General features: G+C 61.7%; 21 protein-coding genes. 13 read left to right on the plus strand and 8 right to left on the minus strand.

What is annotated here, in order from left to right; genetic code table 11:
• Position 1 precedes the first annotated feature (1 nt).
• Positions 2-817 (plus strand): substrate-binding periplasmic protein, encoded by an 816-nt coding sequence (locus ACZ9W6_RS00290; RefSeq protein ID WP_465189045.1) that lies wholly within the window; start codon positions 2-4, stop codon positions 815-817.
• Positions 818-859: 42 nt separating this feature from the next.
• Here the strand turns inward: ACZ9W6_RS00290 and ACZ9W6_RS00295 are convergent, their stop codons facing one another.
• The gene (locus ACZ9W6_RS00295; RefSeq protein WP_465189046.1) at positions 860-2,056 is read right to left on the minus strand and encodes an amino acid aminotransferase; all 1,197 of its coding nucleotides are present in this window, start codon (positions 2,054-2,056) and stop codon (positions 860-862) included.
• A gap of 302 nt (positions 2,057-2,358) precedes the next feature.
• Between ACZ9W6_RS00295 and ACZ9W6_RS00300 the strand changes: the two genes are divergently transcribed.
• On the plus strand, positions 2,359-3,438 hold the full coding sequence (locus ACZ9W6_RS00300; RefSeq protein WP_465189047.1) for a hypothetical protein: 1,080 nt from the start codon (positions 2,359-2,361) through the stop codon (positions 3,436-3,438).
• A gap of 57 nt (positions 3,439-3,495) precedes the next feature.
• Here the strand turns inward: ACZ9W6_RS00300 and ACZ9W6_RS00305 are convergent, their stop codons facing one another.
• Positions 3,496-5,289 carry a hypothetical protein gene (locus ACZ9W6_RS00305; protein ID WP_465189048.1) on the minus strand — a complete coding sequence of 598 codons (1,794 nt, stop codon included), beginning with the start codon at positions 5,287-5,289 and terminating at the stop codon, positions 3,496-3,498.
• Positions 5,290-5,430: 141 nt separating this feature from the next.
• On the opposite strand from ACZ9W6_RS00305, the gene moaC reads away from it, so the two are divergent.
• Genes moaC through ACZ9W6_RS00325 form a run of 4 tightly spaced genes read left to right on the plus strand, consistent with a single transcriptional unit; the run spans position 5,431 to position 7,855 of the window.
• Positions 5,431-5,907 (plus strand): cyclic pyranopterin monophosphate synthase MoaC, encoded by a 477-nt coding sequence (gene moaC / locus ACZ9W6_RS00310; protein WP_465189049.1) that lies wholly within the window; start codon positions 5,431-5,433, stop codon positions 5,905-5,907.
• Complete coding sequence (locus ACZ9W6_RS00315; RefSeq protein WP_465189050.1) at positions 5,885-6,190, plus strand: TfoX/Sxy family protein; 306 nt, start codon at positions 5,885-5,887, stop codon at positions 6,188-6,190. The genes moaC and ACZ9W6_RS00315 overlap by 23 nt, the downstream gene beginning before the upstream one ends.
• Complete coding sequence (locus ACZ9W6_RS00320; protein ID WP_465189051.1) at positions 6,156-6,728, plus strand: DNA-3-methyladenine glycosylase I; 573 nt, start codon at positions 6,156-6,158, stop codon at positions 6,726-6,728. Before ACZ9W6_RS00315 ends, ACZ9W6_RS00320 begins: the two co-directional genes overlap by 35 nt.
• A complete protein-coding gene (locus ACZ9W6_RS00325) occupies positions 6,695-7,855 on the plus strand; it encodes a PQQ-dependent sugar dehydrogenase (RefSeq protein ID WP_465189052.1) in 1,161 nt (386 codons plus the stop codon). Before ACZ9W6_RS00320 ends, ACZ9W6_RS00325 begins: the two co-directional genes overlap by 34 nt.
• Here the strand turns inward: ACZ9W6_RS00325 and cysS are convergent.
• From cysS to selD, 3 genes are all read right to left on the minus strand, one after another.
• Positions 7,833-9,218: a cysteine--tRNA ligase gene (gene cysS / locus ACZ9W6_RS00330; RefSeq protein ID WP_465189053.1), complete on the minus strand. Its 1,386-nt coding sequence runs from the start codon at positions 9,216-9,218 to the stop codon at positions 7,833-7,835. The genes ACZ9W6_RS00325 and cysS overlap by 23 nt on opposite strands.
• A gap of 259 nt (positions 9,219-9,477) precedes the next feature.
• Entirely contained in the window at positions 9,478-10,734 is a 1,257-nt protein-coding gene (locus ACZ9W6_RS00335; RefSeq protein ID WP_465189054.1) for a retropepsin-like aspartic protease, read from the minus strand.
• Positions 10,735-11,002: 268 nt separating this feature from the next.
• Positions 11,003-12,043, minus strand: coding sequence for a selenide, water dikinase SelD (gene selD, locus ACZ9W6_RS00340; RefSeq protein ID WP_465189055.1), 1,041 nt, complete (start codon positions 12,041-12,043; stop codon positions 11,003-11,005).
• A 21-nt stretch (positions 12,044-12,064) separates the two neighbouring features.
• Between selD and mnmH the strand changes: the two genes are divergently transcribed.
• Positions 12,065-13,099, plus strand: a complete 1,035-nt coding sequence (mnmH, locus tag ACZ9W6_RS00345) for a tRNA 2-selenouridine(34) synthase MnmH (protein ID WP_465189056.1) — start codon at positions 12,065-12,067, stop codon at positions 13,097-13,099.
• An 88-nt stretch (positions 13,100-13,187) separates the two neighbouring features.
• Entirely contained in the window at positions 13,188-14,396 is a 1,209-nt protein-coding gene (locus ACZ9W6_RS00350) for a GGDEF domain-containing protein (RefSeq protein WP_465189057.1), read from the plus strand.
• A 4-nt stretch (positions 14,397-14,400) separates the two neighbouring features.
• On the opposite strand, the gene ACZ9W6_RS00355 is transcribed toward ACZ9W6_RS00350, so the two are convergent.
• Entirely contained in the window at positions 14,401-15,258 is an 858-nt protein-coding gene (locus ACZ9W6_RS00355) for a MurR/RpiR family transcriptional regulator (protein ID WP_465189058.1), read from the minus strand.
• 175 nt (positions 15,259-15,433) lie between these two features.
• Here ACZ9W6_RS00355 and ACZ9W6_RS00360 point away from each other — a divergent pair, with 175 nt between their 5' ends.
• The 5 genes from ACZ9W6_RS00360 to eat all read left to right on the plus strand — a co-directional run bounded on the left by ACZ9W6_RS00360 (position 15,434) and on the right by eat (position 21,603).
• Positions 15,434-16,801, plus strand: coding sequence for a glutamine synthetase family protein (locus tag ACZ9W6_RS00360; RefSeq protein WP_465189059.1), 1,368 nt, complete (start codon positions 15,434-15,436; stop codon positions 16,799-16,801).
• Between the two features lies 1 nt (position 16,802).
• Positions 16,803-18,188, plus strand: a complete 1,386-nt coding sequence (locus ACZ9W6_RS00365; protein WP_465189060.1) for an aldehyde dehydrogenase family protein — start codon at positions 16,803-16,805, stop codon at positions 18,186-18,188.
• Positions 18,189-18,240: 52 nt separating this feature from the next.
• On the plus strand, positions 18,241-19,407 hold the full coding sequence (locus ACZ9W6_RS00370; protein WP_465189061.1) for an iron-containing alcohol dehydrogenase: 1,167 nt from the start codon (positions 18,241-18,243) through the stop codon (positions 19,405-19,407).
• Positions 19,400-20,095, plus strand: a complete 696-nt coding sequence (locus ACZ9W6_RS00375; protein WP_465189063.1) for a gamma-glutamyl-gamma-aminobutyrate hydrolase family protein — start codon at positions 19,400-19,402, stop codon at positions 20,093-20,095. The genes ACZ9W6_RS00370 and ACZ9W6_RS00375 overlap by 8 nt, the downstream gene beginning before the upstream one ends.
• Positions 20,096-20,172: 77 nt before the next feature.
• Positions 20,173-21,603 carry an ethanolamine permease gene (gene eat / locus ACZ9W6_RS00380; RefSeq protein ID WP_465189064.1) on the plus strand — a complete coding sequence of 477 codons (1,431 nt, stop codon included), beginning with the start codon at positions 20,173-20,175 and terminating at the stop codon, positions 21,601-21,603.
• Here eat and ACZ9W6_RS00385 read toward each other — a convergent pair whose 3' ends face one another.
• Positions 21,604-23,664, minus strand: a complete 2,061-nt coding sequence (locus ACZ9W6_RS00385) for a sensor histidine kinase (RefSeq protein ID WP_465189065.1) — start codon at positions 23,662-23,664, stop codon at positions 21,604-21,606. It lies immediately after the preceding gene.
• On the minus strand, positions 23,643-25,040 hold the full coding sequence (locus ACZ9W6_RS00390; RefSeq protein WP_465189066.1) for a sigma-54-dependent transcriptional regulator: 1,398 nt from the start codon (positions 25,038-25,040) through the stop codon (positions 23,643-23,645). The genes ACZ9W6_RS00385 and ACZ9W6_RS00390 overlap by 22 nt, the downstream gene beginning before the upstream one ends.
• Between the last annotated feature and the right edge of the window lie 115 nt (positions 25,041-25,155).

A 25,155-nucleotide genomic window follows, 5' to 3' on the forward strand; every position in this document is an offset into this window, starting at 1 on the left:
TATGAAATCTGGCAAGACTGTTGCCGCCCTTCTGGCAACCGCACTATTGATTCTGGGCAGTAGCACTGTCGCCGCAGCGACTGCCAAATGCAGCAAGCTGATTGCCTCGGGCAACCCCGAGTACCCGCCCTTCCTGTGGCAAAGCCCGGGCAACGATAGTGTGCTGATCGGCGCAAATGCCGAGCTGATGCAATTGCTGTCCAAGGAAATCGGCATCCCGATCGAGACCCGCTACGTCGGGCCATGGGGACGGGTGCAGGAGACCGCAAGGGTTGGCCGCATCGACCTGATTGCCGGTGCTTTCCTGACCCAGCCGCGCCTGCAGTATCTGCGCTATATCAATCCGCCGATCCACGATACGCAATCGCTGGTCTGGGTTGGCCAGAACAGTAAGATCGACTATCGCGGCTGGCACGACTTGATCGGCCTTGAAGGCATTACCGTGGTCAACAACAGCTTTGGCCAGGCTTTTGATCAGTTTGCCGCGCACAATCTCATGATCCAGCAAGTCGGCAGCGTCAGAAACGCCATGAAGATGCTGCAGCTTGGCCGCGCCGATTATCTGATCTATGAAGATGCGCCCGGCTATGCCTACGCGGCCAGTATGGGCATCAACAATATCAAGACCATTGCCGCACCGGTCAGCAGCGAAAAGCTGTACCTGACCATGAGCCTGAACTCCGGCTGCAATCAGGATCAGCTGAGCCAGCAGATCACCCTCGCGATGAAAAAACTGACCGAGCAGAATGTCATGGCAACGCTGCTGCCAAAATACATCCAGCTTTGGCAGCAACAATCCCGCGAGCGCAGTCGATAAAAAAAGCCCCGCACAGCGGGGCTTTTTTTTCGAGCAGCAAGCTTAGCCTTTCAGCACTTCGGCCATCGCATCGGCAACATACTCGACATTGCGGGTATTGAGGCCAGCCACGCACATACGGCCGGAGCGCACCAGGTACACGGCAAACTCTTCACGCAGACGATCAACCTGCTCCGGCGTCAGGCCGGTATAGCTGAACATGCCGCGCTGCTTGATGAAGTAGCTGAAATCACGGCCCGGCACTTTTGCGGCCAACACTTCATACAGCTTCTGACGCATGGCCTTGATGCGTACGCGCATCTCGGTCACTTCGCCTTCCCACTCGGCGCGCAGAGCGGCATCGTTCATCACGATGGCGGTCACCTGGCCGCCATGAGTCGGCGGGCTGGAGTAATTGCGACGCACAGTCGCCTTCATCTGGCCCAGTACGCGGCCGGCCTCTTCGGCATTGGCGCATACTACCGACAAGCCGCCACAGCGCTCGCCGTAGAACGACAGATTCTTGGAGAAGGAGTTGCTGACCACGAAGCTCACACCGGCAGCCGTCATCGCGCGGATGGCGAAAGCATCCTCTTCCAGACTGTCGCCGAAGCCCTGATAGGCGATATCCATAAATGGCAACAAATCACGCGCCTTCACCACCTCGACCACCTGCTCCCACTGCGCCTGATCCAGATCGACACCGGTCGGGTTATGACAGCACGGATGCAGCAGCACGATGGTCTTGGCTGGCAGCTGGTTGAAGCAGGCGATCATCTCGTCAAACTTCACGCCACCGGTGGCCGCATCGTAGTACGGGTAATCATGCACGGCAAAACCGGCACCTTCGAACATCGCGCGATGGTTATCCCAGGTCGGCGCACTGACCCACACTTCGGACTGCGGGAAGTAGCGCTTGAGCAGATCGCCACCGATTTTCAGCGCGCCGGAGCCGCCGATAGTCTGGATGGTAGCAATCCGGCCAGCCTTCACCGCCTCGTGCTCGGCACCCCACAGCAGCTGCTGCACGGCAGTACGGTAGTTGGCCGCACCTTCCATTGGCTGGTAGCTGCGCGGACCGGCTTCGGCTACGCGACGCGCTTCGGCCTTCTGCACCGAAGGCAGCAGCGGGATACGGCCTTCTTCGTCGTAATACAGGCCGATGCCCAGATTGACTTTAGGGTTGCGGGTGTCTTTGTTGTAAGTCTCGACCAGGGTCAGAATCGGGTCGCCGGCGTAGGCTTCTACATGCTGGAACATGATGCAGCTTCTCTCTTGTGGTGGATGTGCAAGGGGAAAACATAAAATTATCACAAGCCGGCATAACAAGCACTCTGCAAATACTCCACCGCCACAAAGAGGCATTTAATTTTTCAAAACCAGAATATCAAGACATTTGGCACTCACAGCAACCTGATATCCACCAGCAAGCACCAGCACCCCATGCGTAGCCGTGACGCAACAGTCACCACCTTGATTGCCAACATTTTTTCAGCCGGAACTCCAGCGCGCATCTGTCATGTCGATAAAGCGTATAAGCCCGTCATCGCTGGAGCAGCATCATGAAAATCGAACAATACGCCATGAAAATGGAGCAGCAGCATGCGCTGCAACAGGCAAGCCACATCAACGAAAAAATCAGCATCTGGCACGCCAACCGCCCTGCCCCTGCTGCCGCGCCTGCCCAGCACGCTGCGGCCAACCCGCCACCGGCCAAGCTGGCGGCCAGCAATGCCGGCCTTGACGATGTAAACATCAGCCCCGCCGCCCAGAAAGCCATAGACGAAGAGCAGCAACTCAAGCCCAGCCTCAGCCTGATGAAGCAGATTCTCGAAAGCACTTTCGGTATCAAGATGCAGGAAGGCTCGATTTCCTGGTCGCTCAATCAAAGCAGCAGCCAAAGCGTGTCATTGCAGCAGACCAGCCAAGGCAGCAGCAATACAGACAGCAGTAACAATGCTGACAGCGCCAGCGACCTGGCCATGCGGATCGAGCGCGAGTTTGTCTATCAGGAGCAGGAAAGCTGGCAGTTCAGCGTCAATGGCCAGATCAAGACCGCCGACGGCAAGGACCTGAGCTTCAGCCTGGACGTGTCACTGAGCCGCCAGTTTGAAATCCGCCAGAGCGAGGTATTCAATTTTGGCGCAGCCACCAAAGACCCGCTGATGTTGACACTCGACCAGAGCGCGGGCGATCTGGCCGGTGCCAAGGTGAGATTTGATCTGGACGGCGATGGCAAGGAAGACTGGCTGCCGATGGCCATGGGCCAGCGTGGTGGCTGGCTGGTGCTGGACAAGGATCAGAACGGCAAAGTTGACGATCGCAGCGAACTGTTCGGCCCGCAAACCGGCAACGGTTTTGCCGAGCTGGCCCAACTCGATAGCGACAGCAATGGCCTGATCGACAAGCGCGACGAGCTGTTTGCCCGACTCAAGATGTGGCAAGGCCGCAGCGACGGGCAAGACACCCTTACCCCACTGCAAGACCTCAATATCAGCGCCCTGCTGCTGCAAAACACCGATGCCAATTTCCGCCACGCCGACGAGCAAGGTCAGACTCTGGCCCAGCTGCGCAAGGCCGGCGTGTATCTGGACGGTGACGGCAAGGCCGGGCTGATCTCCCAGCTGGATGTCAATGCCTGAACCCGCCTGACAAATCAGCTCTGGACAAGACAAGGCCTGCCGCCAGGCAGGCCTTGCTCAGCTGGACAGTCGCTTTTGCAGCATCAACAGCCGCTTGTCTCGCTGCACAAACTGCTGCTGACCGTGCAGGAAATCACTCAGCAGTGCATCACGCAGATTCTCCAGCGACTTCACCCGCTGCGCACCATTCGGCAACGGCATCAGCATGGCCTCGATGCCCGGCCATTGCGACTGCAGCAGCTGCTCTTGTCCGCTGATCGCCAGCAAACCTGCTTGCGATTGAGCCAGCGTCTGATTCAGCTGCGGGTCAGCAGGATTGGCCGCCGGCATAGCCGCCAGCAGGGATGACACAAATTGGCCACGCCACAGCGGGGACGGCAAAGACAGGATGCGGCCAACATCGGCAACTTCACCCAGCCAGTGCTGATTGGTAAACAGCTTGGCCACCGCCTCACGCTGCGCCGCGGCGTTTTGCGTACGGCCAGCCAGATCCGCCAGCTCGACCAGCACCTGCCGCAACAAGAGATGATCCTGCGCGCCCCAGGCTACGGCCTTGGCATCCAGCTCTGCGTACAGCGCCTCCACTTCACCACGCAGGCCGCGCGCGGCAAACTGCGACGCAGCTTGCAGACGAGCCATCGCATGATGCGCCAGATGGGCACGCAGTACACCGTCAGGCAATGCCCCCTTGGGCAAGCCTTTACCCAGCTCATCCGCCTGATTCAGCAACTTGCGCCAGTCAGCTGGCGCGACTTTTGCGCCACTGGCCAGAATCACCGCCAGCTCACCCAGCAAGCGCACGCGATCTTCCGGCAAGGCCAGATAGCCCAGCGGCGCCAGATCCAGGCCGGCCACCTCACCACCACCATTGGAGATCACCCAGGCCTGCGCCCTGAGGCTGCTATTCACCCAAGCAGGGTCGTGCACATCCTTGGGCGATTGCAACAGGGCATTGGCCTGAGTCAGCTGCCCTTGTCGCGCATAAATTTCGGCCAGCAGCCAGCCACGGCTATCGGCCTGCATGCCGGCTGGTGCAAATGTGCCGTCCGAGGCTGCCATGGCGGCACCGGCCGGCGACTGCAGGAAGGTCTCCAGCTGGGCAGGATCACTCACCGGCAGTTGCCCGCCCGTTACTTGCATCAGCACACCTTGCGCCAGCATGGATTTCTGCTCGGGTGTCAGACGATTGCCGCCATCGGGCGAACCCAGCCAGTGACCGCCAAAGAAAGCCCCTACCAGCAAAGCACTACTCAGCGCGATCTTGCCGGCCATACCCAGCTTGCCCAGCATGATGGCGCCCTTGCCCGGTGCGAGGCCCATTTCCTTTGCCAGCTCGGCGCGGATTTCTTCGCGCAAACGCGCTTCGAGCTCTTTCTTTAGTGACTCGGCGCTTTGCTGGCTCTCTCTGTCCAGCCGGCTTTGCAGCCGCAGTCGCTCTTCTTCGCGAATGCGCTTTTCCGCCATGGCCTTGGCGTCAAACTTGGCCAGCACGATGCCACAATGCGGGCAGGCACCCTCGGGGGTTGGCCGCATCAGCCGGTCGCAGGCAGGACAAGTCTGCTTGCCCTGCTCGTCGTTCGCGGCCTTTTCCACCAGCCCCAGCGCCAGCTTCATATCGGCCCGAAAGCCGGCCGCCCGCCAGTCGTCCACAATCTTGCTGGCGTTTTCCGCCGCCACGCCGCTACCGATGCGCGCAGCACCCTTCTCCGCCAGTACGCCCATCAGCTTTTCGATGCGGGCGTCATCTAGCCTCAGCCGCTCTTTCGCTTCGTGGCGCAAGGCCGCCATATCTGCCGCCGGCGGCAGCATGATCACGATATCGTAGCCGCCTGAATTTTCTTGCTGTGCCATAACAACTTGCCACCATGACTGACATTAAAATCAGATGCCATTATTCCATAGAAATTACATCCCATACCCATTCAGCTTGATAGGCAAGGCTTTGCACTGCCGCTATCATCGTCAACTCTAGTCATTGAATGCAGACAAGCCATGTCCTCTCTTACCCATTTTGACCAAGGCGGCCAGGCACATATGGTCGATGTCGGCGACAAGAGCGAAACCCGCCGTGTTGCCATCGCCACCGGCCATATCAGCATGCTGCCGGACACCTTTGCCTTGCTGATGGCCGGCAACGCCAAGAAAGGCGATGTAATCGGCATCGCCCGCATCGCCGCCATCCAGGGCACCAAGCAGACCGCCCAGCTGATTCCGCTGTGCCACCCGCTGGCGCTGACGCGCGTTGCGGTCGATTTCACACCCGAGCCAGAACAATATCGTCTGCATATCGAAGTGCGCAGCGAAACCGTTGGCCGCACCGGCGTTGAGATGGAAGCGCTGTCCGGCGTGATGGCTGGTCTGCTGACGGTGTACGACATGCTGAAGGCAGTCGACAAGGGCATGCGCATTGATGGCGTGCGCCTCTTGGAAAAACAGGGCGGCAAGAGTGGCCACTGGCAAGCCGACTGAGCCGGCACTGCCCAATCTCGGGCCGGCCAGCTGGCGCATGCTGCAGGCTGCCGGCATTGCCGATGCGGCCAAGCTGCGTGAAGTCGGCGCGATAGCCGCCTATCTGGCGGTCAAACGCAGCGGTCAGGCCGCCAGCCTGAATCTGTTATGGGCACTCGAAGGCGCATTGAGCGGCCGCCACTGGCAGGAAGTAGCGCAAAGCGACCGCCTGCGCCTGCTGTTGCAACTGGAAGACGAGGAAAACCGCCATGACGGCGATGAAACGCTGTGGCTGGTGCGGTGACGACCCGCTGTACGTCGCCTACCACGATGAAGAATGGGGCAAGCCGGTACACGACGACCGCAAGCTGTTCGAGATGCTGATACTCGAAGGCGCGCAAGCCGGCCTGTCGTGGATAACCGTGCTGCGCAAGCGCGAACGCTACCGCGAGGTGTTTCACCAGTTTGATCCGCAACGCGTGGCCGCGATGGATGACAGCGATGTCGAACGGCTACTGCAGGACGCGGGCATCATCCGCAACCGCGCCAAGGTCCTCAGCACCATCCGCAATGCCAAGGTGTTTCTTGCGCTGCAGGCCGAGCATGGCAGCTTTGCCAACTGGCTGTGGGCACACGTAGACGGCCAAGCGGTAATCAATCACTGGACCAGCCTGACCGAATGCCCGGCCAGTACGCCGTTGTCCGACCGCATCAGCAAGGCGCTGCAAAAAGCCGGCATGAATTTTGTCGGCAGCACCATCATCTACGCCTATCTGCAGGCCACCGGCGTGGTTTGCGATCACCTGACATGCTGCCCGCAACACCCTGCCAACTTGCGCTGATTGCCGCGCTGGCCTGCTCGCCACTGGCGCTTGCGGCCAACTGCGGCAGCTTGCCGGCGCTGGATGCTCCGGTCGCGCCCGGCCTGTGCGCCAGCATTGCCCTCTCTGGTCTCAGCCTGCCGCGTGGTCTCGCCAGCCTGCCCGATGGCCGCCTGTTACTGACCGAGCTGGTGCGCTGGGATGCCGCCAAAGGCCGGCTGTGGCTGATCGAAACGCAAAACGACCGCTGGCAAAAGCGCCTGCTGGCCAGCAACCTTGACCGACCGCATGGCGTAGCCGTGCTGGCGAACGGTCAGATTCTGCTGGGTGAGGTTGGCCGCATCTCGCGCCTGAGCCTGCAAAACCCGCAGCAGCGCGAGGTGGTGATTCGCCTGCCGCTACGTCAACGCCACCCGCTGACCACCTTCACCCTGGCGGGCGACAAGCTGTACGTGAATATCGGCAGCAGCTCGGACAACTGCCAGCAAGATGCCGGCAAGCCGCGCTGCGACGAGGCCGAAAACCATAATCCGGCTGGTGTGGTGCGTCACTACCAGCGCCGCGCCGATGGCAGCTGGCAAGACCTGGGCATCTTCGCCCGCGGCCTGCGCAACAGCATGGCGATTGCCGTACACCCGCAATCAGGCCAGATCCTGCAGGTCGAGAACAGCCGTGACGCGATTCACATCCCGCTGAAGCTGCCCAACGACAACAGCCTGCCGCATGACGAGCTGAACCTGCTGCAAGCAGGCCGGCACTACGGCTGGCCGTATTGTTACGACAACGCCGTCAACGCCCCCGAGTTCCCGCGTTACGCCTGCAAAGCCACGCAAAAACCGTGGTTGCTGCTGCCCGCGCACAGCGCACCACTGGGCATGACGTGGTGGCAAGGCAGCAAGGCGCCGGCTGCGTATCGTGACTGGCTGGTCATCGGCCTGCACGGCTACCGCGCCAACGGCCAGCGGCTGATTGCCTACCGTACGGGCAAGGACGGCCTGCCGCAAGGCAAGTCGCTGACCCTGCTCGGCCCATGGCGTGGCAAGCACGGCCCGGCCGGGCCGGTGGAAATCCGCAGCACGACCGACGGTGCGCTGTGGTTCACCGACGACCGCAACGGGCAGCTGATCAGGCTGGCCGCAAAGCCTTGAGCGTCGAGCCCTCGCGGCTATCCAGCACCTCGTAGCCGGCTGCGGCCAACTCGGCTTTCAAGCGATCAGCCTCGGCCCAGTCTTTCACCGCCCGCGCCACATTGCGTGCCGCCAGCAAGGCGCTGACTTCATCCGGCAAGGCCAGCTCGACAGGCTGTGCCGGACGATCGAGCTGCAAACCCAACACCGCATCGAGTGCCAGCAAGGTCGCGCGCTTGACTTCAGGCGGCAGCTCGCCACGCACCAGCGCCCACACTACCGCCAGCGCGCGCGGCAGATTGAGGTCGGCATCGATCTCGCAGCCAAACGCGGCCAACGTCGCCGCATCCGCTTCGCCGCCTTGCGGCCAACCTTGCACCGCCTGGCGCAAACGCTGCAGCGCCTTGGCAGCGGCATCGAGCGCATCCCAGTCGAATTGCAGCTGGCTGCGGTAATGCGCGGTCAGGCACAGATAACGGTAAGCCAGCGGATCGTAGCCTTTATCGAGCAAGGTCTGCAGGCGCAAGAAGTCACCCGACGACTTGGACATCTTGTCGCCAGACAGCTGCAAGAACGCACCATGCAGCCAGAAGTTGGCCAGCCGCGTACCGTGGCAGGCTTCGTTCTGTGCAATCTCGTTGCTGTGATGCACGGCAACGTGATCTTCGCCACCACAGTGAATGTCGAACCAGTGGCCGAGATAACGCGCCGACATCGCCGAGCATTCGATATGCCAGCCCGGAAAGCCACGCCCCCACGGGCTGTCCCACTCCATCTGCCGCTGCACGCCCGGCTCGGCAAACTTCCACAAGGCAAAGTCGGTCGGGCTGCGTTTTTCACCCATCGCCACGCGCTGGCCTGCGGCCAAGCCTGCCTTGTCCAGCCGCGCCAGATAGCCGTAGCTGTCCTGCCGGCTGGTATCAAAGTAAATGCCGTCGCTGGTGCGGTAGGTGTAGCCGCCCTGCTCGAGCTTGCCGACATCGGCAATCTGCTCGGCGATGTGCTCGGTGGCACGACACCAGATTGCCGGCGGCAGCAGATTCAGCGCCTGCCAGTCAGCCTGAAACGCAGCCGTGTAATGGGCGGCGATGTCCCAGGCGCTCTTGCCGCTCTTGCGGCTGCCCTTTTCCATCTTGTCCTCGCCCTCGTCGGCATCGGACACCAGATGGCCCACATCGGTGATATTGACCACATGGCGCACATTCAGACCATGCCACTGCAAGACGCGCCGCAGCAGGTCTTCAAACACATAGGTGCGCAGATTGCCGATATGCGCGTAGTCGTACACCGTCGGGCCGCAGCAATACAGCCCGACCTCGCCGGCACGAATCGGTTCGAACGGGCGCAAACTGCGCGACCAGGTATCGTAAAGCTGCAAAGCCATGGGCAAACTCCGGTGGTCCAGACAATGAAAAAGGCCGCCGGCATCAGCGTGCGGGCGGCCTTGGCTAAGGTGTGTGATCGGCGCTGACTAGCAGGCGCGCACCTCTCCCGGCCAGGCTGGACAACAGCAGGCTGGCGAACGGGTGAAGGTGCAAATGGCGATCAGCATCCGGCCATCGTAGGCGGCTTGTGACAATCGGGTCAAGCGCCATGTGCGCACGGCGGCCGCATCCGCTCACAGCCAGCCTGCTTACGGCGTCTTAACGCGCTTCGCTGACATCAAACTCGCCAGCCTGAAAATTGATATGCATGCGGCGGTTTTTGGCGATATCGACACCCAGCCGGCCATCGCAGCGGCTATGCGTGCAATCCTGATGGCCAGTGCGCACGGTCAGCTGTTCAAAATGCCCGGTGTAAGACGGAAAACGGATCTGAACCGGTCCAAACTTGCCGATCTTCTCGACCGCGCCCTTGCCACCCAGCCCGCCAAACTGTTTTTCATCCCACTTCAGCGCCTGCCGCTCGCTCTCATCCAGATACTCGCCGGTAATCAGGCTGCGGCCCGCACCGGTATCCAGAAACCACAGCCGGGGCTTGCCGGCCTGATCGCTGATCACCATCGGGTCATCAAACAGCCAGACCAGATTGCCGCGGCCAGCCTTCTTCTGCGGCTGCCGGATCTGCAGCTTGTTGGCCGCAAAGTCTATGGTCAGGTCCAGCTGCTTGATCAGCGGCCAGCCCAGAATGCCGTCGAGCTGATACCAGTTGAGACCAAGCACACGCTGCTCCAGTGAATCGCGTGCCACCACCACCGCCAGCTGGTTTTCGGCGACGGCAGGCCCAAGCCGGAAAGTCGGCAAATGCACGAGGCCGGCCTTCACCACATTGTCGGTGGCAGTGTCGATCTCCACGCCAGCATCCGGCACAGTGCGCAAGCCTAGCTCGCTGACTACCCTGTCCGTAACCAGACTCTGCGAGGCCCCGGTATCCAGCACAAAGTAGTAACTGCGGCCATTCAGCTGCAGCCTGACTCTCGGCAGCGCAATCATGAAATGCCCTTGCATTGCCAGCTCGCCCTGTGCCGCCTCGAAACGCACGGCCGGCTGCCCGACCTTGGCGTAGGCACGGGCAATCACCGCGCTATTGTGCGAGGCCGGCAGCACGCCGGCAGCCACCAGCTGGCGCAACTTGGCAAACTGTTGCTGCTCGGTCAGCAAGGCCAGCCACAAGGGCTGCACTGCCGGATTCTGGGCATGCAAGGCGGCCAGGGCTTGCTCCGCCTCGTCCGGCTTGCCGGCCAGCATCAGCTGATACACCGTGCGCAGCTGTGCCTGCTGTGGCGCAGTCAAGCTTGTTGGCAGCGGCATCCAGCTATCCAGTGATTTATCCGGCCCAGCCTCACTCATGGCAGCTCCCAGCAGCAAAGTAGTCATTAACAGGTATTTTCTCGGCGACATCACGTCCTCCGGCAGTTTGACGATACGACTGGCTTGTTCATCCGCTGCCTGACCGGGCACGAAACTGACCTCATCGCACCAAAGCGGCATCACTCATGAACATGGCATCACCGTATCCGCCAAAACACCGCCTGTCGCCTGACATTCGGCCAACAGCGCCTTGCTGTCGGTGAATGACGAAAGCAACGCTGCATCCGTCGGACCGCGGCATTGCCGCCCGCCATCACAGGCGAAGCCGCTGACAAAAATAACCCCTGAAAAGACAAAAGGTTGGCCGCATGCGGCCAACCTTTCACATCACATCTCCAGCTACGGTCTTTTGCGCGGATCAGGCCACGCGGACTTTCGCCTCGCCCTCGGCCAACGAGCCGATGATGCTGGCGTAGCCGAAGCCAGCCGCCTTGAAACGCGCCAGCACGTCGTCAGCCGCTTCCGGCGATACCGCCACCAAGAGGCCACCGCTGGTCTGGGCATCAGCCAGCACGCGCAGCTGCCAGTCGGCCACGTTGGCCGCACGTTCGACGTCGTGGCCGAAGCTCGCCAGATTGCGCTCGATCGCGCCCGGACCGATGCCCTGCTCGGCAAAACCTTGTGCCTCGCGGATCACCGGCACCTTGGTCATATCGACGTCTGCGGCCAGGCCAGCACCACGACAGATTTCCAACAGATGGCCCAGCAGGCCAAAGCCGGTGACGTCAGTCAGCGCATGCACGCTATCGAGTGCGGCCAACTCGCTGCCAACCTTGTTCAGCTGGGTGGTCGAGGCAATCAGCGCCTGATAGCCGGCTTCGTCCAGCAGGCCTTTTTTCATCGCCTGCGCGAGGATGCCGACCCCCAGGCCCTTGCCCAGGATCAGCACATCGCCGGCCTTGGCATCGCAATTGCGCTTGATCTGATCCGGGTGCATCAGGCCCATCACCACCAGGCCATAGATCGGCTCCGGCGCGTCAATCGAATGGCCACCGGCAATCGGGATACCCGCCTCACGGCAGACCGACTCGCCGCCTTGCAGGATGTCGCGGATGGTTTCGACCGGTAGCGTGTTTACAGGCATGCCGACAATCGCCAGCGCCATGATGGGCGTCGCGCCCATGGCGTAGATGTCCGAAATCGCATTAGTAGCGGCGATGCGGCCGAAGTCGCGCGCATCATCGACAATCGGCAGGAAGAAGTCGGTGGTCGCCACCAGTGCCTGACTGTCGTTGAGTTTGTAAACGGCCGCGTCGTCGCTGGTTTCCGCGCCGACCAGCAGGTCCGGATAGGGCAGCTTGTCCTTGACGCCGCCCAGAATCGCCTGCAATACCGACGGGGCAATTTTGCAGCCGCATCCGCCCCCGTGCGACAATTGCGTCAATCTGATTTCCGCCATGGCTAAAGCCCCTTTCCTACTATGTTTTTCAAACTCGCGACCGTAGCACAGCGCCAGCAATTTGACGAGATCATCGATGTGCGCACCCCGGCAGAATTTGCCGAAGACCACATCCCCGGCGCCATCAATTGCCCGGTAATGAGCAACGAAGAGCGTGTGCGCGTCGGCACGCTGTACAAGCAGGTATCGCCATTCGAGGCGCGCAAGGTCGGCGCGGCAATTGCCGCCCGCAATATCGCACAACATCTGGACGACCATTTCGCCGGCAAACCCAAATCGTGGCGACCACTGGTGTATTGCTGGCGCGGCGGCCAACGTTCCGGCTCGATGGCCATCATCATGGCGCAGATCGGCTGGGCTGCGCATCAACTGGAAGGCGGCTACAAGGCCTACCGTCATCAGGTGCTGGCCGACCTTGCCACCCTGCCCGGCCAGTTCCGTTTCAAGGTGGTCAGCGGTGCCACCGGCAGTGGCAAGAGCCGGTTGCTGCAGGCACTGGCCGAACAAGGCGCACAAGTGCTGGATCTGGAAAGGTTGGCCGCACATCGCGGCTCGGTGCTGGGCCGCCTGCCGGATCAGCCACAGCCGTCGCAAAAGCGTTTTGACAGTCTGGTCGCGCAAACCTTGCAAGGTTTTGACGTGAACAAACCGGTGTTTGTCGAAGCCGAAAGCAAGAAGATCGGTTTTGTCAGCCTGCCGGACGCGCTGTACGCCGCCATGCATGACAGCGAGTGCCTGCAAGTCGAAGTGCCCTTGGCCGAGCGAGTGAAGTTCCTGCTGCAGGATTATGACTTTTACCTGCAGGAGCCAGAGCGGCTGGTGACCCAGCTGGGATTCTTGCGTAATGTGCACGGCAAGGCACAGCTGGATGCCTGGGCAAGCATGGCGCGCGATGGCCAGTTCGAGCAGCTGGTGGGCGAATTGCTGGCCAGCCATTACGACCCGCTGTACCAGCGCGCACAGGGCCGCCACTATCAACAAGAAGCCCGCATCATTACGGTACCCTCGCTGGATAGCGACGAACTTGGCCGCATTGCACAGGCATTAATGGCGTAATCGCGAAAAGAAATGGCGCTAAATCTACTTTTAGCGCCATTTTTATCTCGTTAATATACGCCATCAAAAATTGACATCATTCGATAATATGCGCCCCGATCTTGCCACCATCTACCTGACCCAGTTTTGCACCTTTGCACTGGTCACCTTTGCGGTGCTGGGTATCGGCTTGCGCTACCCGCGCGATGCGGCGCTCAAGCTGTGGGGTTGGGCTGGCGTAACCGCCACTATCGGCGTCTGCCTGATCTTGCTAAGAAGCAGCATCCCGCTGTGGATATCGGTAGATGTCGGCAATATCCTGATTTTTTGCTCGCTGGCACTGACCTGGCTGGGTGCGCGCGCGCTGGATGGCCGCAAGCTGCCGTGGACCAGCGCCAGTTGCCTGATGCTGTCAGCCTCGGCCCTGATGGTGCTGATCCCCAATCATGATGGCTATTTTTACGCCCGTAGCCTGCTGTACAGCACCAGCTATCTGGTGTTCCACCTGCTTACGCTGGCCACGTTGCTCAAGTCACCCAATAGCCGCCTGCCCGGCTATCGCGTCGCCACTGGCCTGATCCTGGTGCTGATTGCCGGCCAGCTTTATCGCGTATACCTGGCGCTGACCCTCGACAATAGCGCGCAGATGCTGAGCACCGCGCTCGCCATTCACAATTTTGCTACCACCTTGCTGGAAATGGCCAAGTTCCTCGCCTTCGTGTTCATTTTCATCGAGAAACTCGAGCTGAAACTGTACTTCCAGGCCATGCATGACGAACTGACCGGACTCTACAATCGCCGCGCGTTTTACGAGAAAGCCGCCCAGCATCTGGCCGACAGCCCGTTTCCGCGACAAGCGCTGCTGGTGATGGATCTCGATTTCTTCAAGAAGGTTAACGACACCTACGGCCACCAGACGGGAGACGTGGTGCTGGTGGCCTTTGCCGATGTGCTGCGCAAGGTGTTGCGGCCGTTTGATGCGGTCTACGCCCGCAGTGGTGGCGAGGAGTTTGTCGTCTTGCTGTCTGGCGACGCTGCCACGCACGCGCGGCTGATTGCCGAAGAAATCCGCCAGGGATGCAGTGCGATGCTGCTGCACACCCCCGAAGGTATGCCATTCAAACAAACCGTCAGCATCGGCATCTGCAACGGCGCGGAAAGCAGCCCGGATCTGCGCCAGCTGTTCATGCAGGCCGATATGGCGCTGTATCACGCCAAGGATAATGGCCGCAATCAGGTCTGCCTGAGTGCCAGCAACAACGCCGGCGAAACCGGCAGTGCCGACCCGCTGCTTGCTGCTGCCAGCACCGGCCGCTAGCGCCCTACTGCCCTTCGCCCAGTTGGCCGCGCATGCGCTCAAGCAATTGCAGGCGCTCGTGAATATTGTCCCAATGCCGCGTATTGATGGCGGCAATCATCGCATCTACCAGCATCAACAAGGGCGTATTGCTGTCCCAGCCGGCCGGGCCAGCGGTGTGCGCGGCCAGGGTAAAACGGGCGCTGCGTGAAATCGGCGACAACCACTGGTCGGTAAACAGTACGATCTGCGCCTTGCGCTCGGCCGCCATCTCGGCTGCCCGCTGCGCATCCTGCCAGTAGCGGCGGATATCAAACACCACCAGCACGTCATTCTTGTCCATATCCACCAGATGATCGGCCCAACTGGCCGGCAAGGCCCGCAACTGATGCACCTGGGTGCGCACCACTTTCAGGTGATGCGCCAGATAAGCTGCCAGCGGCTCGGTCAGCCGGCCACCCAAAAGCCAGATACGCCGGCGTGGATCCGCCAGCAAATCCACCGCACCATCAAACTCGGCACTGCTGACGTTGGTCGCGGTCTGCTGCATCAGCTCGGTCTGCCGGCGCACGAAATTACCGAGAAAATCATGCTCGTCCTCCTCGGCAGCTGATTCGCGCCGCACCAGCGGTGATTGCAGCCGCGCCTCCAGCTCGGCACGCAAAGCCGCCTGAAAAGCCGTGTAGCTGTCAAAACCCAGCTTGCCCACCAGGCGCAGCACGGTCGGGCCGCTGACTTCCACCCTTGCGGCCAACTGGGCGATGGTTTCCAGCCCGGCCACCGGGTAGTTGGCCAGCAGCACCCGCGCGATCTTGCGCTCGGTCGGTGTCAGCCTGTCCATTTCGGTGCGCAGCATTTCCGCAACAGAGCGGTTTTCCGCCATGACAACTCCTCTCATCCAGCATTTACGGCCATTGGCGTCAGTTTGGCCCATGCACCGCTGCAGTGCAACGTAATTTTTATTACATATTACAGTTGCAGAGAGCAAATCTAACATTTACTACTATCGTCAGAGAGCGAAAACGCTCCGGCCAACACAGACGAAGAGAGAGGACATCATGGAAGCGCACAAGGTGAAGAATGCCGACGATCTGCGCACGCTGATACGCGAGCGTGACCTGAAGCAGATCAAGGTCGGCCTGTACGATCTGGACGGCGTCATGGCCGGCAAATACATGTCACGCGACAAATTCCTGTCCGCGCTGGATGGCGGCTTCGGATTTTGTGACGTGGTATTCGGCTGGGATGTCGGTGACAAGCTGTACGACAACACCACCCTTACCGGCTGGCAAAAAGGCTATGCCGACGCCCAGGTGCGGGTAATCCCCGAGAGCTGTCGCGAGTTGCCGCTCGAAGACAATATGATCCTGCTGCAGGGCGAGGTGGTTGGCCGGCTGGAAGGTCTCTGTCCGCGCGCACTGCTGCGCCGGGTGTGCGATCGTGCCAGCCGCATGGGTTTCGAGGCGTTGGCCGGCATCGAGTACGAGTTTCTCGTCGCCGACGAAAACAACACCGAGCTGCTGTCACGCAACTATCAGGCCATCAAGCCGCTTGGCCACGGCGCCTTCGGCTACTCGGTGCTGCGCAACTCGGTGAATACCGAGTTCTATCACGGCCTGATCCAGCTGTGCGAAGCGATGAATATGCCGCTGGAAGGCTTTCACGAGGAGACCGGCCCCGGCCAGCTCGAAGCCGCACTCGGCGTCGAAAAAGCCCTGTTGGCCGCAGACAATGCCGCCTTGTTCAAGACCTTCGCCAAGGTGCTGGCGCAAAAACAGGGCCGCACCGCCAGCTTCATGGCCAAATGGCATCAGGAATACTCGGGTCAGGGCGGCCATATCCATATCTCGCTGAAAGACCGCGACGGTCACAACATCTTTCACGATGCCAGCCAGAGCCAGCATATCAGCCGCCAGATGCGCCACTTCATCGGCGGCCTGCAAGCCCTGATGCCGCAGATCACCTGTCTGGCCGCGCCGACCATCAACAGCTTCCGCCGTCTCGTACCGGGTTACTGGGCACCGACCACCGCGCTGTGGGGCATAGACAACCGCACGGTGTCGCTGCGTGCCATCCCCGGCAGCAGCAAGTCGCAACGCGTCGAATACCGCCTGCCCGGCGCCGACTGCAACCCTTACCTCGCGCTGGCCAGTGCGCTGGCCGCCGGTCTGCACGGCATCGAAAACGAGATCGAGCCCGATGCGCCAATCAGCGGCAACGGCTATCTGCTGGAGCCGACGCCCGAGCGTCGCCTGCCGCGCACGCTGTGGGAAGCCGCCCAGCAGCTCAAACACTCTGCGGTGATGCGCGATTGGCTGGGCAACGATTTTGTCGACCACTTTGCCGCCACCCGCGAATGGGAAGAGCGCGAGTTCCAGCGCCACGTCACCGACTGGGAATTGAACCGTTACTTCGAGATCATCTGATATGAGCCAGACTTTCAGCGTTACCTCCCCGATTGATGGCAGCGTGCTGCTGCAACGCCCTTATCACGACAGCACCGCCGTCGCTGCCACGCTGGCTGCGGCCAACCTGGCCCGCAAAGCCTGGCGTCATGTCAGCCTCACCGAGCGCAAGCTGATGGTTGGCCGCGCCGTGGACGAGCTGGTGGCGCGCAAGGAGCGCATCGCCGAGGCCATTACCCGCCAGATCGGCCGGCCGATCAGCCAGAGCCCCGGCGAAGTGCGCGGGCTGGAAGAGCGCGCCCGCACCATGCTGGCCCTGGCCGACGAAGGGCTGGCCGACATCCGCCCCGCGCCGAAACAAGGCTTCGAGCGCTTTCTGCGCCGCGAGCCGCTGGGCACCGTGCTGGTGCTGGCACCGTGGAATTACCCCTTCCTCACCGCCATCAACACCATCGTGCCGGCGCTGTTGGCTGGCAACACCGTCATCCTCAAACACTCCAGCCAGACGCCGCTGGTAGCCGAGCTGTTCGACGAGGCGTTCAAGGCTGCCGGACTGCCGGCCGGCGTGTTCCAGATCCTGCATCTGGACCATGCCGCCACGCTGCAGCTGGTCGCCAGCGAAGGCATAGACTTTGTCGCCTTTACCGGCTCGGTCGAAGGCGGCCGTACCGTGCAGCGCGCCGCGGCCGACCGTTTCATCGGCCTCGGACTGGAGCTTGGCGGCAAAGACCCGGCCTATGTGCGTGAAGATGCCAATCTGAATGCCGCCATCGAGAATCTGGTCGACGGTGCCTTCTTCAATAGCGGGCAGTCCTGCTGCGGCATCGAGCGCATCTATGTGCATCAGCGCCACTTTGATGCCTTTGTCGAAGGCATTGTCGAACTGACCAAGGCCTATCGCTTTGGCAACCCGCTCGACCCGAACACCAATCTTGGGCCGATGGTGCGCGCCAGTGCAGCCAGCTTTGTGCGGGCACAAAGCGCCGAAGCCATCGCCCAGGGTGCCCGCGCGCTGATTCCGGCCGGCCACTTTGCCGCCGATGCACCGGGCAGCGCTTATCTCGCGCCGCAGGTACTGATCAACGTGAATCACGGCATGCGGCTGATGAGCGAGGAAAGTTTCGGCCCGGTGATCGGCATCATGCCAGTAGCCGGCGACGAGCAGGCGCTGCAGCTGATGAACGACAGTCGCTACGGCCTCACCGCCTCGATCTGGACCGCAGACCGCGATGCCGCGCTGCGGCTGGGCGAGCGACTGGAAACTGGCACCGTATTCATGAACCGCTGCGACTATCTGGACCCGACCCTGGCCTGGACCGGCGTGAAAGACACCGGCCGCGGCGTGTCGCTGTCGGTACTCGGTTACAGCCAGCTAACCCGCGTCAAATCCTTCCACTTCAAAGACTGATGCCAGTGCGGCCAAGCCTGGCCGCCGCCACCCACTGCACAAGGACTGCACCATGCAACTGAAAGGTAACTGGAACTACCCTACGGCCATCCGTTTTGGCGCCGGCCGCGCCAGCGAACTGCCGGCGCTGTGTGCCGAGCTGGGCATCAGCCGGCCACTATTGGTCACCGACCCTGGCCTTGCCCGCCTGCCGCTGGTACCGCGCCTGCTCGATTATCTGGCAACAGCCGGCCTTGCCGCCGGCCTGTTCCATGATCTGCGCCCCAATCCGGTTGGCCGCGATGTCGAGGCCGGCGTCGCCGCCTACCATGCCGGCCAGCACGACGGGGTGATTGCCGTCGGCGGCGGCAGTGCGCTCGATGTCGGCAAGGCGATTGCGCTGATGGTCGGCCAAAACCGTCCGCTGTGGGATTTCGAAGACGTGGGCGACAACTGGACGCGGGTGAATGTCGCCGGGGTCGCGCCGACCATCGCGATTCCGACCACCTCCGGCACCGGCTCGGAGGTTGGCCGCGCCTCGCTGATCATCGATGAAGAAGGCCATCGCAAGGTCATCATCTTCCATCCGGCCATGCTGCCCAAACTGGTACTGGCCGACCCGGAACTCACCTGCGGCCTGCCACGCCACCTGACCGCCGCCACCGGCATTGATGCCTTCGTGCACAACCTCGAGGCCTACTGTTCGCCGTTCTACCACCCGATCGCGCAAGGCGTGGCGCTGGAGGGGATGAAGCTGGTGCACGATCACCTCGAGACGGCCTGCGACAACGGCAATGACATCACTGCCCGCTCGCAGATGTTGGCCGCATCCATCATGGGGGCGACCTCGTTCCAGAAAGGCCTCGGCGGCGTACATGCGCTGGCACACCCGATCGGCGCGCATTTCGACACCCACCACGGCCTCGCCAACGCCATCCTGCTGCCTTATGTGCTGGTGAAAAACCGCCCGGCGATTGAAGAGCGCATCGTCGCCGCCGCGCGCTATATCGGCCTGGCCGATGCGAGCTTCGACGGCTTTTTGCGCTGGATCCTGCAGCTGCGCGCCCGTCTCGGCATTGCCCACACCCTGGCCGAGATCGGCATCGAGCAAAGCCATGCCGTGATGATAGCCGCCGCTGCCAAGCAGGACCCGAGCGATGGCGGCAACCCGCTACCGCTGTCTGCCGATGATTACGCCGCCATCTTTGTGGCTGCCTGCGAGGGACGCGTCCATGACTAGACCGTTGATCGGCCTGACCACCTACCCTCCAGGGCCGGGTCATGGCCACTACACCCCGGAGTTGTATGTGCAGGCGGTCGTACGCGCCGGCGGTGCGCCGGTGCTGCTGCCGCATGTCGGCGGCGAGATGGTGGAAAGCTGGCTGTCGCGCCTCGATGGCGTGGTGCTGATCGGCGGTGGCGACATCGCACCGGCACGCTATGACGGCGGCCACCACGACACCATCTACAACCTCAACCCCGAGCGCGACGACACCGAGCTGGCGCTGACCCGCGCCGTGCTGCAAAAGCAGCTGCCGACGCTGGCGATCTGCCGTGGCCTGCAGCTGGTGAATACCGTGCTCGGCGGCACCCTGCACCTCCATCTGCCCGATGTGGTTGGCGAACAGACCTTGCATCGTGCCCCGCCACGCGAGCCCATCCTGCACAAGCTGGAAATCGCACCCGACTGCCAGCTTTCCGCCCTGCTTGGCCGCCACAGCGAGACAGCCAGCTGGCATCACCAGGCGATAGACCGGCTGGGAGATGGGCTGATTGCCACTGCCTGGGCACCGGACGGTGTAATCGAAGCGGTCGAGATGCCGGCCAATCCGGCACTGCTGGCCGTGCAGTGGCACCCCGAAATCACGGCCGCCGGCGATCCGCGCCAGCAAGCCTTGTTTGACTGGCTGATTACCCTCAGCCGCTAGCGCCGCGACCGGCCGCAGAGCCGGCACGGCATGGCCGTTACCGTCGTAACGGCTGCCAACACAGAGGAGAAAACAAGATGGAAAAAGGCAAAGTAGTGCGAGAGCTGCAACCCAGCCTGAAGACGATACACCTGTGGGGTATCGCCGTCGGGCTGGTGATCTCCGGCGAGTACTTCGGCTGGAGTTATGGCTGGGCCAGTGCCGGTACGCTGGGCTTTCTGGTGACGGGGCTGATCATCGCGCTGATGTACACCACGTTCATTTTCAGCTACACCGAACTGACTACGTCGATTCCGCATGCCGGCGGCCCGTTTGCCTATGCGCGGCGTGCCTTCGGCCCGACTGGCGGCTTTATTGCCGGCGCGGCCACGCTGATCGAGTTCGTGTTTGCGCCACCGGCGATTGCGCTGGCCATCGGCGCTTACCTGAATGTGCAGTTTCCGGCGCTGGATCCGAAACTCGCCGCGGTCGGGGCTTATCTGGTGTTCATGACGCTGAATATTCTCGGCGTGCAGATTGCGGCCAACTTCGAGCTGTTCGTCACGGTACTGGCGATTGGCGAGCTGCTGGTATTCATGGGCGTGGTCGCGCCGGGCTTTTCGATGAGCAACTTTGTCGCCAATGGCTGGGCCGGCTCCGATACGCTCAATCACACCGCCTTGGTCGGCATTCTGGCGGCCATCCCCTTCGCGATCTGGTTTTTCCTCGCCATTGAAGGCGCAGCCATGGCGGCCGAAGAGGCCGAAGATCCGCGCCGCACCATCCCCAAAGCCTTCATCGGCGGCATTCTTACCCTGGTGGTGCTGGCCATTGGCGTGATGATCTTTGCCGGTGGCGTGGGTGACTGGCGCCAGCTGGCCAATATCAACGATCCGCTGCCGCAGGCAATGAAGGCGGTAGTCGGTGACAACAGCGGCTGGCTGCACATGCTGGTGTGGATTGGCCTGTTCGGCCTGATTGCCAGCTTTCACGGCATCATCATGGGCTACTCGCGCCAGATTTTTGCGCTGTCGCGTGCCGGCTATATGCCGGGCTGGTTTGCCAAAGTGCATCCGCGCTTCAAGACCCCGCATCGCGCCATTGTGCTGGGTGGCGTCGTCGGCATCCTGGCGATTTTCAGCGATCAATGGATCAGCTTTGGCGGCCAGACGCTGACGGCCAACATCATCACCATGTCGGTATTCGGCGCGCTGCTGATGTACATCATGTCCATGCTCAGCCTGTTCCGCCTTCGCCAGCAGGAGCCGGATCTGGAACGCCCTTTCCGTGCCTGGTGCTATCCGCTGTTCCCGCTGATTGCACTGACCATCGCCGGCCTGTCGCTGGTGACCATGGCGTGGCTGAACCAGCTGGTGTTTGCCGTGTTTGTTGCGGCGATGCTGGCCGGCTATGCCTACTTCCTGCTGACCGGCAAACAGCGTGATGCCGCGCCGGAAGACGATATGCTGCAAAGCCGTCACAGCAGCACCCCACCAGTCAGTCAGGCGGTATTCGGCAGCGAACGCTGATCAGGCGTCCAATTCGCGAGTCGGCTCGGCCAGAGCCGGCTCGCACGGCAACCAGACGCTGAAACAGGCACCGCCAGACGTAAGGTTGGCCGCAGTCATGTGGCCACCGTAACGCTCTACCAGACCGTGACACACCCATAGCCCGAGGCCGGTGCCGTCGTGCTTGCGGGTGAAAAACGGATCAAACAGCCGCAGCAGATCATCGTCATCAATGCCGCTGCCGCTGTCGCTGACCGACAGCATCACCCCCGCCACCCCATGCTGGTCCTGATCTGCACTTGCCAGCTGCAGCATGCCGCCATCCGGCATCGCCTGCATGGCATTGACGATCAGATTGATCAGCACCTGCTGCAGCTCGTAGCGGTTTACCAGCAGGCTGCCACGCGCCTGCATTTCGCTGGCGACAGCCACATTGGCGCGATTGAGCTGATGCTGCACCAGCAAGAGGCTGTCCTGAAACACCTCTTGCGGCCGCACCTGCTGCAGATAACCGGCATACTCGCTGGGCTTGGCATATTGCAGCAGTTTGGCGACGATCAACCGAATACGCTGCACTTGCTCGCGCAAAAGCCGGAATTCCGGCTCGACCGGCGCACCGGCTTCGCCCAGTAATTCCTGCATCAGATCGAGGTTGCCCTGAATCACCGCCACCGGGTTATTGACCTCGTGCGCGATGCCGGCGGCCAGCTGACCAATGGCGGCGAGCTTTTCCGATTTGAACAGCTGCTGCTGCGCGCTGATCAACGTATGGTTGGCCGCGGCCAACTCGCGCGTGCGCGCCACCACCTTGTCGTCAAGCTCGCTGGCCAATGTGGTCAACGCCTCGTTCTGGCTCTGGATGCGTGACAGCAGATCATCAAAATGCCAGGCCAGCATTGCCAGCTCATCCTGATACGGCAGCTTGCCGACACGGGCGGTCAGATCGCCGGCAGCGACTTGCTGCATGGTGTGGCGCAGGCGTTCCAGCGGCTGCATCACCGAGCGCGCCACCTGCCAGCTGACCCAGGCCGCCGCAGCCATCGCCAGCGCAAACAGCACGAACAGCACCGCCAGCGCCAGCCACTTCACCCACTGGAAGGGCTGCTCGGGAAAACCGACATATAGCATGCCGACACGTTGGCCGCCGCTATCGAGCAAGGGCTGATAGCCCGATACATACCAGTCGCTGAGTACCTGTGCGCGATCCAGCCAGTTTTCGCCGCGACCCAGCACCTGATCGGCCACCTCGGCCGAGACGCGGGTGCCGATTGCACGGCCGCCCTGCGGCAAAGACAGCGTGGTGGCGATGCGCACATCATCCAGAAACAGCGTGGTGGCCCCGTGCGAGCCTCCGGGCAGCGAACCCGGCGGATACACCAGATGCTGGATGCGGTCGACAAAACCGATATTGCGATTGAGCAACATGCCGCCGATCAACACCAGCGAGCGCGCCGGAATGGCATACGCCGCATGCAACACCAGCCCCTGCTGGCTGACCGTCGCCGTGGTGGGGCGCGAATTGGCCGTTGGCCGCAAGGTAATGCCGGCCTGATCATGCAGACCCGGCGACAGCTGTTGCAGCTCTTGCGGGGTAAAAGTATCGAGCACCGCCTGACCCTGGCCTTGCAGGGCACGGTGTATCAGACCCTGATGCGGATAACGGCCAGGCGAGCCTTGCAGCAAGGAGCTGGCCAGCACCCGCCCCTCCTCGTCCACCAGCAAGAGATAATCAAGGCCTATGCTCTGCGCGCGTTGCTGTAGCAGCACCTCCAGCGCTTTTTGCTCGCTCTGGCGCTGGGCACTGGCCAGCGCTTCCGAGCTGGCGACCGCATCGACACTGCGGCCGATCTCACCCTTTACCCGTCCGAAGTAAGTCTCGGCGACAGCCAGATCGCTGCGCACCTTGAACACCAGCAATTCGTGAAAAGTCGCACCGCCCCAACCCACCAGCAGCAAGAGCAGCACCGGAAAACCGACCACCAGCGGCAACAGCGCCAGCGCGACGAAGCGGTTGCGGATAGAACGCTCCAGCGGCGACACCAGCCTGTGCCAGCCGCGCGCTACTCTCCCCAGGCAAGGCATTTGCGCTCCAGTGTCTTGCGGGAAATACCGAGCCGGCGCGCAGCCTCCGATTTATTCCCCTCACAGGCAGCCAGCACGGCGCGGATGTGGCGGGTTTCGATTTCTTCCAGGGTACATTCTTCGCCGGCATTATCGACAGGCAGCGGCTCGTCACGACGCACGACCCGGGTACAGGGCAAATCGCGCGGCACATAACCCATGATCAGCGAACGTTCGACCAGATTTTTCAGCTCGCGCACATTGCCCGGCCAATCGTAGGCACGCATTGCGGCCAACACATCGGCCTCGACCTCGAAAGAATCCACCCCTAGCGATGGCCCCAGCAGGTCCATGAAATGTTGCACCAGTGCCGGTACGTCCTCGGTGCGCTCGCGCAGTGGCGGCAGTGCCAGCTCCAGCACTTGCAGCCGGTAATACAGATCGGCACGGAAACGTCCGGCTGCGACCTCGTCGGCCAGCGGCTTGTTGCTGGCGGCAATCACCCGCACATCGACCTTGATTTCCTGCTCGGAACCTACCGGCCGGATACGACGCTCTTCCAGCACGCGCAACAGCTTGGCCTGGATGGGTAGCGGCAAGTCGGCAATCTCGTCCAGAAACAGCGTACCGCCACGCGCGTAGTAAAACAGCCCTTCGCGACTGCCACTGGCACCGGTATAAGCGCCCTTCACATGACCGAACAGCTCGCTTTCGATCAGCTCTTGCGCAATCGCCGCACAATTGACCGGCACAAAGCTGGCCGCCGCACGCGGACTCAGCTGATGCAGGGCGCGTGCTGCAACCTCCTTGCCAGTACCGGATTCGCCCTGAATCAGCACGGTAGACGGCATCGGGGCGAAACGGCGCAGCAAGGTACGCAAGGCGGTGATGCTTTCGGAGTCGCCAATCAGGCCATCGGCACTGACCCGGCTACGACTGGCATGCGAGGCAACTTCACGGCGCAGCACCCAGTTTTCGGCTTCAAGGCGCGCCCGTTCGAAGGCACGCTTGGCGGCATTGATCAGCTGGGCCAGCGAGAAAGGCTTGAGCAGAAAATCGGAGGCACCGGCACGCAGGGCATCAATCGCCGTCTCGACATCGGCAAATGCGGTCATCAGCATGACTTCGCTATTCACCCCGCGTTCGCGCAGCTGTTTGAGCCAGTTCACCCCGCTCATGCCGGGCAGCGAGATATCGAGCACGATCAGGTCAAAACGCTGCTGGGCCAATAGCGGCTCGGCCTCTTCGACGCTGCCGGCAGTCACCACGAGGCCGCAACGGGCCTCCATCGCACGCTTGATGAAATTCACCATACCGGGTTCGTCATCGACAACCAGCACACTGTAGCTGGCCCATGGTTTGCCTGTTTCTTCGCCCTGTCTTGTTTCCTGCTGCAAAACCCTGCTCCCCGTATGGACAAAATGACCCAATAACCTTTGAGGTTTTGGGACTATTTGTCCCACCTCCTGCGGCCAACCTTCAGGCAATACACGGCAAGTCATTGATTTACAT

It is taken from the genome of Vogesella lacus (assembly GCF_979366295.1).